The sequence below is a fragment of the Streptomyces sp. NPDC002573 genome, from assembly GCF_042889625.1.
Lineage (GTDB): Bacteria > Actinomycetota > Actinomycetes > Streptomycetales > Streptomycetaceae > Streptomyces > Streptomyces gibsoniae.
This window is the reverse complement of the sequence record NZ_JBIARC010000018.1, coordinates 1-17,033: the sequence shown is the minus strand read 5'-3', so window position 1 is coordinate 17,033 and position 17,033 is coordinate 1. Positions and strand designations below refer to the sequence as shown.

Genomic DNA, 17,033 nt, shown 5'->3' with positions numbered 1-17,033 from the left:
TGTCTAGCCTTTCATTGCATCAATCTTCACCAGATGTACTGCGGATTTCGCAGGCGTTGGCATCGTGTATCGGCGCCGAGGGGTCCTCCCGGTGCTCCTCACCCAGCATGCGCTCGGCGGCACCGGCGTACAGACGCGCCGCAGCCGGGTCGCCGAGCCGCTCCAGGGTGTCGGCCAGCCTGAGCCGCAGTGCCGCCAGCAGCCGCGCGTCCTCGGCGCGCCGCGCCCACTCGACCGCCTCGTGGCAGGTGCGCAGCGACTCCTCGGGGCGTCCCGCGTACTCCTGGACGCGGGCCAGCTCGCTCAACGCCCGTGCGTGGGCGGCCACATCGCCGCTCCTTCGGTGCGCCGCGATCGCCGCCCGCCAGTTGCGCTGCGCCTCGCCGTAGCGGCCCGCGTAGGTGTGGACGGTGGCGATGCGGCCGTAGAGCCGGGCGGCGTCCGTGCGCTCGTCGCGGGCGAGCCGCTGGGCGAGCGCCCGGCCGTACCAGTCGGCGGCCCGGGCGTAGTCCCCGAGCTCCTGGTGGGCGCCGCCTACGGATTCCATCGCGCGGCCCGTCGCATACGGGTCGTTCGCGGCCCGCCCGGCGTCCAGCGCGGCCCGGTAACGGGCCAGCGCCTTGTCCGTACGGCCCGTCTGGGCGTCCAGGTCGGCGAGGTTCAGCAGGGCCGCGGCCTGCTCCCGCGGCAGGGCGCGGCGCTCGGCGACGTCGAGGACGAGCTGGTGGATGCCGTACAGCTCGGGCGCGGCGGCCTCGGTGCCGACATGCGCGACCAGGGCCCGGACCAGCGCGGCCATCAGCCGGCGGGCCAGCGTGTCCAGCTCGCCGTCGGCGACCGCGAGCCGGGCGGCGGCCAGCAGCGCGGGCTCCCTGACCCGCAGCCACTCCTCGGCGGCCCGGGGCGTCGGGAAGCGCAGCACCCGGGGCAGCGCGGCGTGCTTCTCCCGGGCCTGCGGACTGTCGGTCTCGGTGACCAGCCGGCACGACTGCAGCAGCCGTACGGTCCGCTCCAGCATCCGGGCGCGGGCCAGCTGGAGTTCGGCCGGGCGGTCCTGGGTCTCCGTGAGCGCGCGGAGCAGCGGCTGCAGACAGCCGGGGACGTCGTACTGCGGCACGGGCGAGTGCACGGCGTGCAGAAAGCCGAGAGCGGTGACGTCGCCGAGGATGGTGCGGGCGGACTCCACCGCGCACCCGGCCAGCGCGGAGGCGGTGTGCGCGTCGACACGGCCGCCGGGGGCGAGGGAGAGCAGCCGCAGCATCCGCTGGGCGGCGGCGGGCAGTGCCGCGTACGACAACCGGAAGACACGGGCCAGGGGTGATCCGTCCTCGCCCGCGGTGTGCAGCTGCTTGGCGAGGTCGGCGACGGCGGCCTTGGGGTGGCCGGCGAGCCAGCCGCCGGCCAGGACGAGCGCGGCGGGATGGCCCGCGCACTCCTCGACGAGCCGCTCGGCGGCGCTCGGGTCGACGGTGATCCGGACGGAGCCGGCGTACCGGGTGAGCAGTTCCAGGGCCGACTTGGTGTCCAGTCCGCCGAGGGTGCACGGACGCACATCGGCGATGCCGGTCAGCGGGCCCGCGGAGACGGCCACGACCAGGCACTCCGGGGTGTCGGGCAGCAGCGCGTCGACCTGCTGGGCGGCGACCGCGTCGTCCAGCAGGAGCAGGACCCGGCGGTCGGCGAGGGCGTCGCGCACCGCCTGGCCCAGCTCGTCCTCGTCGCCGCCGGCCGGGGTCGGCAGGCCGAGGCCGGTGAGCAGTTCGCGGGCCGTGCGCTCGGTCGGTACGGGGGTGCCGTCGGGTTCGCTGAGGCGGGCGCGCAGCACGCCGTCGCGGTAACGGTGCGCGACCTGGCGGACCAGCTCCTCGGCGAGTGCGGTACGCCCGTAGCCGGGCCGCCCGGCGATGAGCAGCACCCGGGCCCGGGGGGCCTTGCGGCCGGAGATCGTGTCGAGTCCGGTGCGCTCGATGTCGAGGTGGAGTTCCTTCAACTCCCGTGCGCGACCGAGGAACTGACCTTCCGTGGCGGCAGGACGCCGAGCGTCCTCGGACAGCTCGTCACCGTCGGCCGCCACCGCCTGATCCGTCACGGGCCACGCTCCCGTCCCACTGCGCACACAGGCCCGCCGGGTCCTGGGGCGGGTCGTCCCTCAGAGCCTAGTTCACGCTCTGCGACGATCCATGCGGAGCAGGGCTGACTCATCCCCCGATCGGATCAGGCGATGGTACGACCGGCGTCAGGCCTCGAACGGCCGGGCCGGCCAGGGCGCCTCGGCCGGCCGCAGGGCGTCCAGACCCTCGCCGCCGCGCGCCGCGACCAGGGAGAGCACACCGACGACGAGGCAGTTGTTGTGGAGGTCTCCGGCCAGCACACCGCGGACGAGGTCGTCCACGGGGATCCGGGCCAGCTCCATGTCGGCCTCCTCGTCCTCGACCTCGAAGCGCTGCCCGTCGGCCTCGGACAGATCGCGGGCCAGGAAGATCCGCACGGCCTCGTCGCAGCCGCCCGGCGTGGTGTAGACGTCGGTCAGCACCCGCCAGTCCTCGGCCTTGACGTGCGCCTCCTCGTACAGCTCGCGCTGGGCGGCGTGCAGCGGGTTCTCCCCCGGGATGTCCAGCAGGCCGGCCGGGATCTCCCACAGCTTGTGGCGCACGGGGTGGCGGTACTGCCGGATCACCAGCACGCGGTCCTGGTCGTCGACGGCGAGGACGGCCACCGATCCCGGGTGGACCTGGTAGTCGCGGCGGGCGACCGCTCCGTTGGGCATGACCACGTCGTCGGCGCGGACGGAGGTCTTCTTTCCGACGAACGGGGTCTCACTCGCCCGGATCTCCCATTCCTCGGGGGTGTCCTTGATCGTCATGTCGCCCTGTTCCTCCCACGCCTTGCACGAAACCGGGGTACGCCTCCCGTGGGACGCGCACCCCGGCCACCGTACAGCCTGTGTTACTCGCCGCTCTTGCGCGCGGTCTCCTGCCGCTGCCGCTCCACGGCCGCCTTCACCAGCCCGGCGAACAGCGGGTGCGGCCGGGTCGGGCGGGAGCGCAGCTCGGGGTGGGCCTGGGTGGCCACCAGGTAAGGGTGCACATCGCGCGGGTACTCGACGTACTCCACGAGCTTGCCGTCCGGGGAAGTGCCGGAGAACACGATGCCGGCCTTCTTCTCCAGCTCGGCCCGGTAGGCGTTGTTGACCTCGTAGCGGTGGCGGTGGCGCTCCTCGACGTACTCCTTCCCGTCGTACACCTCGCGCACGATCGATCCCTCGGCCAGCTTGGCCGGGTACATGCCGAGCCGCATGGTGCCGCCCATGTCGCCCTCGCCGGCGACGATGTCCATCTGCTCGGCCATCGTGGAGATGACCGGGTGGCCGGTGGCCGAGTCGAACTCGGTGGAGTTCGCGTCGGGGATGTCGGCGAGGTTGCGCGCGGCCTCGATCACGATGCACTGCAGGCCGAGGCAGAGGCCGAGCAGCGGGATCTTGTTCTCGCGGGCGTAGCGGATGGCGCCGACCTTGCCGAGCACGCCGCGGTCGCCGAAGCCGCCGGGGATGCAGATGCCGTCCACGTCGCCGAGCTGCGCCTTGGCGCCGGCCGGGGTCTTGCAGTCGTCGGAGGTGACCCACTTGATCTTCACGCGCGCCTTGTTGGCGAAGCCGCCCGCGCGCAGCGCCTCGGTCACCGACAGATAGGCGTCGGGCAGGTCGATGTACTTGCCGACCAGGGCGAGGGTGATCTCGTCTGCGGGGTTGTGGACGCGGTCGAGCAGGTCGTCCCAGGTCGTCCAGTCCACGTCGCGGAAGGGCAGGTCCAGCTTGCGGACGACATAGGCGTCCAGGCCCTCGGAGTGGACGACCTTGGGGATGTCGTAGATCGAACGCGCGTCCGGGCAGGCGACCACGGCGGCCTCGTCGACGTCGCACATCAGCGAGATCTTGCGCTTGATAGCGGTGGGGACCTCGCGGTCGCAGCGCAGCACGATCGCGTCCGGCTGGATGCCGATGTTGCGCAGCGCGGCCACCGAGTGCTGGGTCGGCTTGGTCTTCAGCTCGCCGGAGGGGCCGATGTAGGGCAGCAGCGAGATGTGCACCACGAAGACGTTGTCGCGGCCGACCTCGTGGCGGACCTGACGGACGGTCTCCAGGAACGGCAGCGACTCGATGTCGCCCACCGTGCCGCCGACCTCCGTGATCACGACGTCCACCTCGTCGGTGGCCATACGCCGGATGCGGTGCTTGATCTCGTTGGTGATGTGCGGGATGACCTGGACCGTGTCGCCCAGGTACTCGCCGCGCCGCTCCTTGGCGATCACCGTCGAGTACACCTGGCCCGTGGTGACATTGGCGGAGCCGTCGAGGTCACGGTCGAGGAACCGCTCGTAGTGGCCGATGTCCAGGTCGGTCTCGGCACCGTCGTTGGTGACGAACACCTCACCGTGCTGGAAGGGGTTCATCGTGCCCGGGTCGACGTTCAGGTACGGGTCGAGCTTCTGCATCACCACGCGCAGGCCCCGTGCCTTGAGCAGCATGCCCAGGCTGGAGGCCGTCAGACCCTTGCCGAGCGAAGAGGCGACACCCCCGGTGACGAAGATGTGCTTGGTCGTCGTGGCTTTGCTGTTTCGGAAAGCAGCGGGCGGCATGGCCAAGAGGGGGCTCCCGTGGTCGCGGTCTGAATTGCGGTGCGGCTCGCCTCCGAAGGATGTCCGGCGGTGCCGTCGCTGCGGTTCGGGGGTTTCGTGCCCACCGGTCCACGGGCTACCAGCGTATCAGCGCCCGGAGGGGCCTGCTTCCGGGCACACTTCGTGCACATGTGAGCACCGCCCCACCACAGTCGCTCCCACCTCACTCGTTCGGAGCCGTACCGTTGGCCGGACAGGCACGCGGGACCTCCACGTGCGTCGTATCCTGCTCGGACATCGCTGCCGAGCACTCCCGGCAAACGGCACCACCCCCGGCCGTCACCGGAACTACAACAGCTCGTCAGTTCGTTGAACATCGGCTGCTTCATTTTCGAATGAGTCGGTGAACAACATCTGTCTCACCGACCCCCCTGACCGCAGAGCAACCGCCCCACCTGGGGCGACGTGGCCGTTCGACTGGAGTTGCATTGGCCGGGCGCATCGAGGACTACGCACTCATTGGAGACATGCAGACCGCGGCGCTGGTCTGCCGGGACGGCACCGTGGACTGGCTGTGCCTGCCCCGATTCGACTCCCATGCCGTCTTCGCGGGACTGCTCGGCACAGAGGAACACGGCTTCTGGCGGCTCGGCCCGGCGCACGCGGCGGATGTCGCGCCGCCGCCCGCCACCCGGCGCTCCTACCGCGGTGAGTCGCTGATCCTGGAGTCCGAGTGGGACACCCCGCGCGGCACGGTCCGGGTGGTCGACTTCATGCCGCCGCGTGACGGCGCGCCCCAGGTGATCCGGATCGTGGAGGGCGTCACGGGCCGGGTGCCCATGCGTTCGGCGCTGCGGATGCGGTTCTCCTACGGGCGAGTGGTGCCCTGGGTGCACAAGCACGAGGGGCGCACGGTGGCCGTGGCCGGCCCCGACTCCGTGTGGTTCGACACCCATGCCGAGACCTACGGCAAGGGGCTGACGACGTACGCGGACTTCACGGTAGCCCCGGGTGACCGGATCGCGTTCACCATCTCGTGGCAGCCCTCGCACCGGGAGCCGCCGTCGCTGCCCGAGCCCGAGCAGGCTCTGGAGGCGACCGAGGACTTCTGGTGCGAGTGGGTGGAGCACTGTACGTACCACGGTCCCTACCGCGAGGCCGTGGTCCGCTCGCTGATCACGCTCAAGGCCCTGACCTACGCCCCGACGGGCGGCATCGTGGCCGCGCCCACGACCTCGCTGCCCGAGGAGATCGGCGGCGTCCGCAACTGGGACTACCGCTACACCTGGCTGCGTGACGCGGCGATCACCCTGTCGTCCCTGCTGCGCACCGGCTACCGCGAGGAGGCGCGGGCCTGGCGCGAGTGGCTGCTGCGCGCCGTGGCGGGCGACCCCGAGAACCTGCAGATCATGTACGGCATCGCGGGCGAACGGGAGCTGGGCGAGGCCGAGCTGGACTGGCTGCCCGGCTACGAGAACTCCGCGCCGGTGCGCGTCGGCAACGGCGCCGCGCACCAGTTGCAGCTGGATGTGTACGGAGAGGTCACCGAGGCCCTGCACCTGGCCCATATGACGGGCCTGGCGCGCAACGACTACGCCTCCCTGCTCCAGCTGAAGCTGATCCGCTATCTGGAGCAGCACTGGGACGAGCCGGACGAGGGCATCTGGGAGGTGCGCGGCCCCCGCCGCCACTTCGTGCACTCCAAGGTCATGGCCTGGGTCGCGGTGGACCGCACGATCAAGCTGATCGAGTCCGGGGACGCGGACGGCCCGCTGGAGAAGTGGCGCGAGCTGCGCGACGACATCCACCGGGACGTGTGCGAGAAGGGTTACGACAAGGAGCGCAACACCTTCACCCAGTCCTACGGCTCCAAGGAGCTGGACGCCTCGCTGCTGCTGATCCCGCAGATGGGCTTCCTGCCGCCGGACGACAAGCGGGTGATCGGCACGATCGAGGCGATCCAGCGCGAGCTGTCCACGCCCGACGGCTTCATCCTGCGCTACCCGACCTCGGGCGAGGAGGAGGGTGTGGACGGGCTGCCGGGTGACGAGGGCGCCTTCCTCGCCTGCTCGTTCTGGCTCGCCGACGACCTGGCGATGATCGGCCGCGTGGACGAGGCCCGCAAGCTCTTCGAGAAGCTGCTCGCCCTGCGCAACGACCTGGGCCTGCTCGCCGAGGAGTGGGACCCGCGCCTGGAGCGCCAGGTCGGGAACTTCCCGCAGGCCTTCAGCCATGTGCCGCTGATCGACACGGCACTGCGGCTGACGGCGTCCGGGGCGTACGGGGGCTGAGTACGGCCACCGGGCCGCGTGGCCGTCGCCCCGAGCGGCATCCCTCTTGAGGTCCCCCTCAGCACACTGCTGAGGGGGACCTCGTGCGTCGGGTCGAAGGAGCCGCTCAGGCGGGCGCGGGCGGCCAGGCCTCGGGGGAGAGCACTCCGTTGACGTAGGCGCGCGCCACCAGTGCCGTTCTGTTGGTGACGTTCCAGCGCCGGGACAGCCGTGCGAAGTGGTAGTTGACCCCGTCCGCGGTCAGGCCCACCTCGGTGGCGATACGGGTGCTCGTGAAGCCCGCCGCCGCCAGGGCGAGGATGCGCGCCTCGATGTCGCTGGCCTGTCCGGACGCCCGGGTCCGCGGGACCGGCGGGTCGGCGGGTGCCTCGAAGGCGCGCAGGACCAGCAGCAGATGGAGGGCGCCGTCGGGGGCGTTGCCGACCACGACGTCGATGGTCATCTCGCCCCGGCGTTCCTCGCCGGCGGCCGGGCGCCAGGTCACCTCGACCGGGTACCGCGCCCGGCGGCGCAGCCGCAGCGCCTCCGCGAGGGGATCGAGCCGCCGCTCCGCCGTCGGGCGGAACAGGTCCAGGGCGCGGCGCCCGACGAGACGGCCGGCGAGGGTGCCCCACTCCGAGGCCATGGCGCGGTTGGCGGTGAGGATGACGCCCTCCGCGTCGCAGAAGGCGACGGGCAGCGGAATCCGGTCGAACAGCGCTGTGGCCCGGTTGCGCCAGTAGACCGTCTGGTCGGCGTCCGGCGTCGGCAGGGTGCCCGATCCGCCCGGCTCGCCCGGCTCGTCGCCCGTTCGGCGCTCAGGGGTGTCCACTTTCAGTCCCGCCGCCCGCTACCTCAGGTGTGGAGGGATGGCAACCTCCAGCACACCGATACCTCTACAAGACTTTGTAGCACCGGCACGGCCACACGCATTCCGACGGCCGCACGGTGGATGAGTGACGCCGCGGACGCCCAGGAGTGGCGCCCCCGGCGGATCGCCGCAGGCCGCTCCGTCGAGGACGTCCGTCGCGGCTGACCCCGTCCCCGCGCGGGGAAGGCCGGCCCGCCACCCCTTCCCCGCGCGGCGCAGCCGTCACCGAGCCGAAGACCCGCCCGCAACCGAGAGATTCGAGGTCACGCCATGGCCACCATGCTTGCCGGCCGCCTCCGCCCGGAGACCTTGAGGTTCGCCGTCGAGGAGGTCCCCGTGCCCGTCCCCGGTCCCGGGGAGGTGCTGATCGAGGTCAAGGCCGCCGGTGTGTGCCTGTCCGACGTCCACCTGATCGACGGCAGCCTGAAGCCCTTCCATCCCGTCGACGCCGTCACCCTGGGCCACGAGGTCGCCGGCGTCGTCCACACCCTCGGTCCGGGCCTGCTCGGCGACTGGACCCCCGGCGTGCGCGTCGCCCTCCAGGCCGGCCAGGCGTGCGGCCGCTGCGCCAACTGCATACGCCGGCTGCGCCCCTGCCTCAAGACCATGACCCGCGGCCTGGACTACGACGGCGGCTGGGCCGAGTACGCCCTCGCCCGCGAGGACACCCTCGCGCTCCTGCCCGACAACGTGCCCTTCGACCAGGCCGCCATCATCCCCGATGCCGTCTCCACCCCCTACGCGGCCATCGTGGAGACCGGCCGGGTCCGCCCCGCCCAGTCCGTGGGCATCTGGGGCGCGGGCGGTCTGGGCGCCCACGGCATCCGGCTCGCCCGGCTGGCCGGCGCCGCGCCGATCATCGCCGTCGACCCGCTGCCCGGTGCCAGGGAACGTGCGCTCGCCTTCGGCGCGGATCTCGCTCTCGACCCTGCCGCCCCCGGCTTCACCGCGGCGGTGGACCGGGCCACGGGGGGCCTCGGCCTGGACGCGGCCTTCGACTTCGCCGGCGTTCCCGCCGTCCGGGAGCAGGCCGCCGGCGTCCTCGCCCGGGGCGGAGTGCTGGTCCTGGCCGGACTCACCCCGAGGCCAATGACCATCACGGACGGCACCCGGTTCAGCTTCCGCCGCAACGAGGTCCGCGGCCACTACGGCTCCGGACCTCAGTACGTCGAGCAGCTGATCCGCGTCGTCTCCACCGGCCGCCTCGACCTCGCCCCCTCCATCACCGCCCACGTCCCCCTCGTCGAGGCGGCCGACGCCGTGGCCCGGCTGGAACGCAAGGAGGGGGACCCGATCCGCCTCGTACTCATCCCCTAGGCCCGGTCGTCAAACTCCCGCCTGCCCCGCGACGCCATGCACGCACTCTCGCCGCAGAGCCCGCCCTCCGGGCGGACGACGGCGGTTTGACGACAGGACCTGGGCGGCACCGCGCCTCCCCCGCACCGCACCACGAACTCTGCCTGCTAGGAGACGACCTCCATGCACCACAAGCGCGCCGGGCGCCATGCGCTGGGCCACCTGATCATCCCGCACCCCACCGTCCGCGCCGTGACAGTCCACCTGCTCACCCCGGTGCTGATGTGCCTCGGTATGGGCCTGGCCTACATCGGCGCCTTCCACGCGCCGCAGGACCACGCGCACGGGCTGAAGGTCGCCGTGGTCGGCGACTCGGCACGCGACCGGCTGCTGGCCCAGGCCATCAAGGACAAGGCGGGCGACACGGTGGACGTCACCACCCTGCCCGACCGGGCCGCGGCCAGACACCAGATCATGCACCGGGACCTGGTCGGCGCGTACGTGCCCAGCGCCAAGCACCCCGAACTGATCGTCGCCGACGCCAACTCCAGCTCCTCCGCCACCGCGGCCCAGGACCTCTTCACCACGGTGGCCGCCCAGCAGGGCGACCCACTGAAGGTCACGGACCTTTCCCGGCTGGCGAGCGGCGACCCCGGCAATCAGGGCCTGTTCTACGTGATGATCGCGCTGTCCATCGGGGCCAACATCTCCGCCATCACCATCTGCACGGCCGGTGCCACGCTCGCCGTGTGGCTCCGGGCCGCCCTCGGCGTCGGCACCGCGCTGGTGGTGAGCGTCATCGGGGCGGTGCTGGCCGGTCCGGTCTTCCACATCGTCGATCACGACCTGTGGGGGGTGTGGGGCATGGCCTGGCTGTACACGACGGGCATCCTCCTCATCGGCATTGGACTCCACACGTTCCTCAAGCGCTTCACGATGCTGGCCCTCATGGCGCTGTTCATCATGCTCAACTTCACCAGCAGCGGCGGCGTCTTCGAACCCGAGCTGCAGAGCGGCTTCTTCGGCGCGCTGCACGCCTTCTGGAACGGCGCCGGCTTCGTCGAGGGCGCCCGCAGCCTGCTCTACTTCCCCTCGGCGGCTCTGGGCGGCCGGCTCCTCTCCCTCGTGCTCTGGCTGGTCGCGGGCCTGCTGCTCCTGCCCGCCGCCGCGGCGGTCGAACGGCGCGGGGCCCCGGCCCCGGCGCACCTCCCCGCGCCGGACACGAGTGCCGAGGAGGAGTTGAGCGGCGCCCTCGCTGTGTGAGCGCCCCGGGCGGCCGGGCGCCGTCGGGTCGGAGCGCGGGCTGTCCCGGAGGCGGCCTAGGTCCTGTCGTCAAACTGCCGTCGTCCGCCCGGAGGGCGGGCTCTGCGGCGGCGTGGGGGGGAGCGTGCGTGGCGTCGCGGGGCAGGCGGGAGTTTGACGACAGGGCCTAGCAAGACCGGCGCGCCGGATCCGCCTAGGCTGAAGGCAGTTCTGTCCCCTGCGGGAAGGGGGCCCGCCGTCATGGCTCCCCTTTCGAAGGCGGGCGCGGCGCTCGCCGCTCTTCGCGCGCGTCTGGAGGGCGAGGTCCTCGCTCCAGGAGATCGCGGCTACGACGAGGCCCGCGCCGTCTTCAACGCGATGATCGACCGCCGCCCGGCCGTCATCGCGCAGTGCGCGGGCGAGGCCGATGTCGTCCGGGCGGTGCGCTTCGCCCGGGACCTCGATCTGAAGATCGCGGTCCATGGCGGCGGCCACAGCGTGGCGGGCATGGCGCTCAACGACAACGGGCTGGTGGTGGACCTGCGCCGGATGCACGGGGTCACGGTCCATCCCGGGTCCGCGTCGGTACGGGTCGAGGGCGGCGCCCTGATGAGCCACCTGGACCGCGCCACCCAGCCGCACGGTCTCGCGACCACGGGCGGCCGGATCTCCACGACCGGTGTCGGCGGCTTCGTGCTCGGTGGCGGAACCGGCTGGCTGGACCGGGTCTTCGGGCTCGCCGTCGACAATCTGCTCGGCGTGGAGCTGGTGACCTCGGACGGCACCCCCGTCCTCGCGACCGCCGACGAGCACCCCGAGCTGTTCTGGGCGCTGCACGGCGGCGGCGGGAACTTCGGCGTCGCCACCGCGCTCACCCTCAGGCTGCACGAGCTGCCCGCGTTCTCGGTCGCCCTGCTGATGTTCCTGCCCGAGAGCGGCCCCGAGGTGGTCCGCGCCTTCCGCGACCTCCTCGACACCGGGCCGCCACAGGTGGGGGGCGCCGTGCAGTTCGTGACCGGGCCGCCCGCCCCGTTCGTCCCCGAGCACCTGGTGGGGACGCTGCTGTGCGGTGCGCTGGTCACCTACGTCGGCGACGAGGAAGGGCTGCGCAAGCTCGCCGGGCCGCTGCTGGCCCTGCCGCACGAGTCCGAGGTCGTCGCCACGATGCCGTACGCCGACGCGCAGTGCCTGCTCGACGTTCCGCCCGGGCTGCGCAACCACTGGTCGGTCGAGTACGTGCGCGCCCTGCCGGACGAACTGGTCGACACCTTCTGCGCCCGCGCCCCCTCGATGCCCGTCCCCTCGGCCTGTCAGCAGGTGCTGTTCCCGCAGGGGGGCGCGATCGCCGCCGGACCCGCCGAGTATCCGGTCCCCTACCGGGACGCGCGCTGGGCCGTGCACCCGTTCGGCGTCTGGGCGGACCCGGCGGACGACGAGCGGGCCCTGCGCTGGGTGCGGGAGGTGCGCGCCGACGCCCGGCCCTGGAGCACCGGGGCGGTCTATCTCAACTTCATCGGGGACGAGGGCAGGGACCGGGTGGTGGCCGGCCTCGGCACCGAGCACCTCAACCGCCTGGCGCAGGTCAAACGCCAGTACGACCCGGACAACGTGTTCCGCTACAACCACAACATCCAGCCGCTCTGACCGGGCGCACGGCCGCCCGACCGAGGCCCCCGGTGCGCCCGGGGTGTCCGCGCGGGTAGCGTCACCGCATGGACAGCCGTTTCGACCCCCAGGGGCCCCAGGGTGCCGGAATCACCGTGCAGCGGGCGCTGGAGCTGCCCGGGCTGCGCAGCGGACTGCCGGAGGTGCTCGCCGGCGCCGACCGGCTGCACCGCACGGTGCGCTGGGTGCACGCGGGCGAGGTCCCGAACATCGCCTCGCTGCTGAAGGGCGGCGAGCTCCTGCTGACCACCGGCTACGGCCTCGGCACCCGCCCCGCCGACCAGCGCGCGTTCGTCCGCACCCTGGCCGAGCGCGGTATCGCGGCCCTGGTGGTGGAGCTGGGCCCGCGCTTCACCCGGCTGCCCGCCGCCCTGGTGGAGACGGCCCGCACCGCCGGGCTGCCGCTCGTCCAGCTGCATCGCGAGGTGCCGTTCGTGACGGTCACCGAGGAGATCCACACCGAGATCGTCAACGGGCACTACGCGGTGCTCCAGCGGGCCGAGGAGGTGCACCGCCGGTGCACCGAGGCGCTGCTCTGCGGGGGCGGGGTGCCGCAGGTCCTGCAGATCCTGGCCGACTTCGGCGGGAACCCGGTGTTCCTGGAGACCGCCGACGGCCGGCTGCTGTACGCCGCCGGAACCGGGCCCGCGGACACGGATCCGCTCCAGGTGTGGGAGGGGCTGCGCGGACAGCACCAAGACACTCCCCCGGCCGGCACCGTCATCGTGGACGTGCCGGGGGGCGGACCGGGCACGGGCTCGGTACGGGCCCGGCTGGTGCTGCTGCCGGTCGGCGCGCCGGTGGCGCCGGTGCACCGGATCGCCGCCGAACGGGCCGCGGGCATCCTCGCGGTGGTGCTGATGCAGGCCCGGCAGGAGGAGGAACTCGCGGCGCGCGGGCGCGGCGACTTCCTCACCGACCTCGCCGAGGGCCGGATCACCGCCGACGACGCGCCCGCGCAGGCCCGGGTGCTCGGCTTCAAGCCGGGCGGCGGCCCGCTGCTGCCGGTGGTGATGCGGCTGGCGGACGGCCCCGCGCCGGGCGGCGGGGGCTGGGCGGTGCTGGCGCGGGCGGTCGCGGAGGAGCTGGGGTCGGTGGGCGTGCCGGTCCTGCTCGGCGTGCGGCCGGTGGAGGGCCGGGTGCCGCTGCTGCTGGGGCTGCGCTCGGAGTCGGAGCGTGCCGCGGTCGCCGACCGGGTGGCCGCGGCGCTGCGGGCCGGGGTGGAGCGGGCCGGTATGCAGCGGCCGGGCGCCCGGCCGCCGGTCGTGGTGGTCGGGGTGGCGGGCGGCTGGGCGGCGGCGTCGGCCGGGCTGCGGCACGCGGCGGAGACCGCGACGGCGGCGCAGGGGCTGCCGGAGCGTACCTGGCACGACGCCCGGCGCCTCGACATCGACCTGCTGCTGTGGCGGCTGCGGGACCATCCGGACCTGGCGGCCTTCGTGGACCGCGCGATCGGTCCGCTGCGCGACCACGACCACCGCTCCCGGCCGCCGCTGCTGCCCACGCTGGAGACGTATCTCGCGCATGCGGGCCGCAAGGCGGAGACGGCCCGCGAGCTGCATCTGAACCGGCAGACCCTCTACAACCGGCTGGCCCGGATCGGGGAGTTGCTGGGCACGGACCTCGACGACCCGCAGACGGTCCTGGCCCTGAGCCTGGCCCTGCGGGCGCGCCGGCACGTGCCTCAGGGGTAGGCGCGCGCCTTACGGATAGGGCCGGACCTGCGTCAACTCGTCGTAGACGCTCAGCACCTGGGCCACGGTCTCGTCCTCGGTGGGCCAGGTCGCGGCCTGCCGGACGCCCCTCTCCCGCAGCAGCTCACGGCGCGCCGGATCGTCGAGGAGCCGTACGACGGCGGTGGCGAGCGCCTCCGCGTCGCCGTAGGGGACGAGCTCGGCCGCGTTCCCGACGAGTTCGCGGACACCGCCGACGGCGGTGGCGACGAGCGGCACGCGCGCGTGCAGGGCCTCCTGCGCGAGCACGGACCGGGACTCCCAACTGCTGGGCAGCAGGGCCAGATCGGCGGCGGCGAGCAGTTCGCCGACGTCCTCACGCCGTCCGACCAGCCGCACCGGCAGCTCCTCGTCGTCGATGCGCCGCTGCAACACCGTCCGCAGCGGCCCCTCCCCCGCGACGACGACCAGAGGCACCGGGTCGAGGCGGCGCCAGGTGCGGGAGGCGTCGAGCAGCACGTCGTATCCGCGGTACCGCTCCAGGGAGCCGACCGCCATCAGCAACGGCCGGCCCGTCGCGCCCAGTTCGGCCAGGGTCTTGGAGCGCAGCCGGTCCGGGTCGCCGTCCTCGGGCGACGTACGGGCTGCCGGCAGGGATACGGCGGCCAGCCGGGCGTCCCGCGCGCCGCGGCGGCGGGCGCGGTCGACCAGGTCCGAGGACGTCCCGAGAACGACGGTCGCGGCCCTGGCCACCCGCCGCTCCAGCAGGCGCCTGAGATGGGCGCGAGCGCCCTCGGCATGCGCCCGCGTGTGCCAGGTGACCACGAAGGGGGTGCGCCGCCCGCCGAGCGCGAGCGCGGCGCGCAGGCCCGCGTGCAGTCCGTGCGCGTGCACCAGGTCCGCATCGGCGCAGACGCTGCGAAGTGCCGTCAGGGAGGCGGGATCCGTACTACGGGGCACGGGGACGTGCTGGGCGCCGACACCGCTGAAGTCGTAGGTGCGCTCGGCCTCGAAGGGGGCGCACACGGTCACGTGCACGCCCCTGGCGACGAGCCCCGCGGCCAGGGACCGCACATGCGCGCTACTGCCGGCACTGCCCCCGCCGAGCACCTGCACGGTGCGCAGCGGCGTCCGGCCGTGCGCTGAGTGGCTGCTCGCGAGGCTCACGTGGCCGGGGCTCCTGGTTCGGCATCGGGCGGTCACGAAGAAACGTACAGAAGGATCGCGCGGTGGGCGTGGACCGCGCGAGGTGCTCCGCGGATGGCTCAAGCATGCCAGGGAGCGGGGGTGGTGCGGCACCGGCGGAGGACCGCGACGACGGCGGACCGGGCGAAGGGGGGCGCGCCCGGTCACTCCCCCGGGTGAGGGCGCGTGGCGGGCTCAGGTGGTGTGTGCGGGCGCTGTGGACGTGGTGAGCCACGGTGAGCCGGTTCCCCGGCCGCACATCCACGAGGTTGACGAAGTGCGCGGCCTCCGCGATCACCACGCCCGCGAACACCTTGTCCAGCGGCCGCCGCCACGTCTTGGGCAGCGGACGGTCCTCACCCGGAAACCGGCACGACGGCAGATGCGGATCGCCACCGCAGCGATGACAGCCGACGCCTGACGACCGATGTCACCGACATGCAGCCTGCTTGAGCAGCCAGCTCCTCGCCGCTTGCAGGACGTGGTCCGCGGCTCCCGTCCTGAGCCCGATGGTGGGGATCTCGACGTCGGGGGAGATCGGCGCGTCGTAGCTACGGCCGGTGCGGTCGGCGTCCTTGACCTCGGTGAGGACCAGCACGGCACCATCGGGCAGTCGATGGTCATCGTTGCCCGTGGGGGCGCCGAAGGTGTCCTCGCCGAAGAACCGCGTCTGCGGCCGCGCCCGGAAGGCGACCGCCACGGCCTCGCCCGCGCTGGCCGTTGCCCCGTCGGTCAGGACCGCGACCGGGGCGTGAGAGTCGGCCACGGGAGTACTGGCTCCCCAGTCGTGGGCTTTGCCGTCCTGGCGCGGGCTGCCGTTCTGGATCGTCCACGGGTAGGTCCTGCCGTCGGGATCCACGAACATGCCGACCTTGCCGTCCCCCAGAATCGGGCCCGCGACGGCAAGCATGGGCCACATGTTCCCGCCGTGGTTGTGACGAAGGTCCACGACCCAGCCGCAGGCGCCCGGGTGGTCAGCCTTCGCCACCGCCTCGCGGCCTTGCCGCACGTACCGCACGTACGTCGCGTCAGATCCCTGCACGGCGGGAAGCGACACGTACCCGACGCGATCTCTCAAAGAGCGGCCCTCCGGTCCCTGGAAGGAAGAGTCGGGCGGAGCCTTCTCGATGTTCGGGACCTGTTCGGGGTCATAAAAGGAACTGTGCCCGTGGCCGACTGTCCGAAGGGCGAAGCGGATCGCATCGTAGGTGTCTGACGGCTTCTGCGCGGCCCTGGCTCGCGAGAACGCCTGGCGGCGTACCTCCGCCCAATCCACCTGATGACGGAGAAGGGCGTTCTTCTCCATGATGTCCAGCACCTTCGACAGGTAGGACCGGGCGTCGGCCGACATGGCCGGCCCCTCAGAGCGGCCTGTGCATCCCGTCCCCGCGACAAGAACACTCGCCAGCCCGACACAGGCAGCCGAACGCAGCGACTGTCCCCGTCCCATCCGATCCCCCCACTCCGCGACCACGAGCAACCCTAACGCCGCCCAGCAACTCACCCCGGCGCCAGGCCAGTTCATTCACAGGCCCTTAGCGAGGATCGACCCCACTCGGTCGATTACGGCATCAACCGACACAAGAGACACCGGGCCGTAGCTGCCAGATGCGACAAGCTCGCGGACCGCTCAGAAGGCTGCGGTCCTCGTCGCCGCGATCACGACCGGCATTTGACCACCGCCCCTTCGCGGTCAGGCCGGCAGTCCCGCCTGATCCTTCTCTGCCACCGCGTAGCCGGGCACGGACGGCCACCGGACGGTCAGCACCACCGACTCTTCCTCCGCGAACCATGAATGGTCGACTCCGCGCCCCCAGACGACGTAATCGCCCTGTTGTTCCAGAAGAACGCTGCGGCCGGGGAGTTCAACGCGGAAGCGACCGCTGATGAGAACCAGGAGCGCTGTGCGCGCCTCGCCCTTCACCCACTGCGATCGCTCGTCGCCACGGGGGTGGACGCCCCATTTGATCTCCACAGCATCACTGTGGCGCGGATCGCCAAGATCCTTGAAGTGCCCGAGGAGCCATCCCCGGTCCAGTGCCGCATCCTTGCCCGCGTTGCCCACGTACACGCTGCCGTTCACGGGGCCGGACGCTAGCAGCTGCTCTCATGAGGGGAATTCGCTCGTGCTCCGCGAGTCCGAGGCCCGAGACCGTGCGGCGGCGCCGCCGCGTATTCGCCCGCTCAGCGGTCGCTGAGCCGACCGCTCATCCACTG

At 72.6% G+C, this 17,033-nt stretch carries 12 protein-coding genes; 5 read left to right on the top strand and 7 right to left on the bottom strand.

The window, feature by feature from the left end:
• Positions 1–19: 19 nt before the first annotated feature.
• The 3 genes from ACFYX0_RS18660 to ACFYX0_RS18650 all read right to left on the bottom strand — a co-directional run bounded on the left by ACFYX0_RS18660 (position 20) and on the right by ACFYX0_RS18650 (position 4,635).
• Positions 20–2,089, bottom strand: a complete 2,070-nt coding sequence (locus ACFYX0_RS18660) for a tetratricopeptide repeat protein (protein ID WP_388971468.1) — start codon at positions 2,087–2,089, stop codon at positions 20–22.
• Positions 2,090–2,236: 147 nt separating this feature from the next.
• Complete coding sequence (locus ACFYX0_RS18655) at positions 2,237–2,863, bottom strand: NUDIX domain-containing protein (protein WP_388971466.1); 627 nt, start codon at positions 2,861–2,863, stop codon at positions 2,237–2,239.
• Positions 2,864–2,946: 83 nt separating this feature from the next.
• Complete coding sequence (locus ACFYX0_RS18650) at positions 2,947–4,635, bottom strand: CTP synthase (RefSeq protein ID WP_355908704.1); 1,689 nt, start codon at positions 4,633–4,635, stop codon at positions 2,947–2,949.
• 467 nt (positions 4,636–5,102) lie between these two features.
• Between ACFYX0_RS18650 and ACFYX0_RS18645 the strand changes: the two genes are divergently transcribed.
• Positions 5,103–6,905 carry a glycoside hydrolase family 15 protein gene (locus ACFYX0_RS18645; protein ID WP_355908701.1) on the top strand — a complete coding sequence of 601 codons (1,803 nt, stop codon included), beginning with the start codon at positions 5,103–5,105 and terminating at the stop codon, positions 6,903–6,905.
• 106 nt (positions 6,906–7,011) lie between these two features.
• Here the strand turns inward: ACFYX0_RS18645 and ACFYX0_RS18640 are convergent, their stop codons facing one another.
• Positions 7,012–7,716 (bottom strand): helix-turn-helix transcriptional regulator, encoded by a 705-nt coding sequence (locus tag ACFYX0_RS18640; RefSeq protein WP_388971465.1) that lies wholly within the window; start codon positions 7,714–7,716, stop codon positions 7,012–7,014.
• A 309-nt stretch (positions 7,717–8,025) separates the two neighbouring features.
• Here ACFYX0_RS18640 and ACFYX0_RS18635 point away from each other — a divergent pair, with 309 nt between their 5' ends.
• The 4 genes from ACFYX0_RS18635 (at position 8,026) to ACFYX0_RS18620 (ending at position 13,652) form a co-directional block, all read left to right on the top strand.
• A complete protein-coding gene (locus tag ACFYX0_RS18635; protein ID WP_388971463.1) occupies positions 8,026–9,072 on the top strand; it encodes a zinc-binding dehydrogenase in 1,047 nt (348 codons plus the stop codon).
• Positions 9,073–9,234: 162 nt separating this feature from the next.
• The gene (locus ACFYX0_RS18630; protein WP_388971461.1) at positions 9,235–10,314 is read left to right on the top strand and encodes a hypothetical protein; all 1,080 of its coding nucleotides are present in this window, start codon (positions 9,235–9,237) and stop codon (positions 10,312–10,314) included.
• Between the two features lie 240 nt (positions 10,315–10,554).
• Complete coding sequence (locus tag ACFYX0_RS18625; RefSeq protein WP_388971459.1) at positions 10,555–11,937, top strand: FAD-binding oxidoreductase; 1,383 nt, start codon at positions 10,555–10,557, stop codon at positions 11,935–11,937.
• 68 nt (positions 11,938–12,005) lie between these two features.
• Positions 12,006–13,652, top strand: coding sequence for a PucR family transcriptional regulator (locus tag ACFYX0_RS18620; RefSeq protein WP_388971457.1), 1,647 nt, complete (start codon positions 12,006–12,008; stop codon positions 13,650–13,652).
• A 9-nt stretch (positions 13,653–13,661) separates the two neighbouring features.
• On the opposite strand, the gene ACFYX0_RS18615 is transcribed toward ACFYX0_RS18620, so the two are convergent.
• The 3 genes from ACFYX0_RS18615 to ACFYX0_RS18605 all read right to left on the bottom strand — a co-directional run bounded on the left by ACFYX0_RS18615 (position 13,662) and on the right by ACFYX0_RS18605 (position 16,899).
• Positions 13,662–14,798, bottom strand: a complete 1,137-nt coding sequence (locus ACFYX0_RS18615) for a glycosyltransferase family 4 protein (protein WP_388971455.1) — start codon at positions 14,796–14,798, stop codon at positions 13,662–13,664.
• A 448-nt stretch (positions 14,799–15,246) separates the two neighbouring features.
• Entirely contained in the window at positions 15,247–16,167 is a 921-nt protein-coding gene (locus ACFYX0_RS18610; protein WP_388971453.1) for a S41 family peptidase, read from the bottom strand.
• Positions 16,168–16,509: 342 nt separating this feature from the next.
• Positions 16,510–16,899: a signal peptidase I gene (locus tag ACFYX0_RS18605; RefSeq protein ID WP_355925104.1), complete on the bottom strand. Its 390-nt coding sequence runs from the start codon at positions 16,897–16,899 to the stop codon at positions 16,510–16,512.
• Positions 16,900–17,033 lie beyond the last annotated feature (134 nt).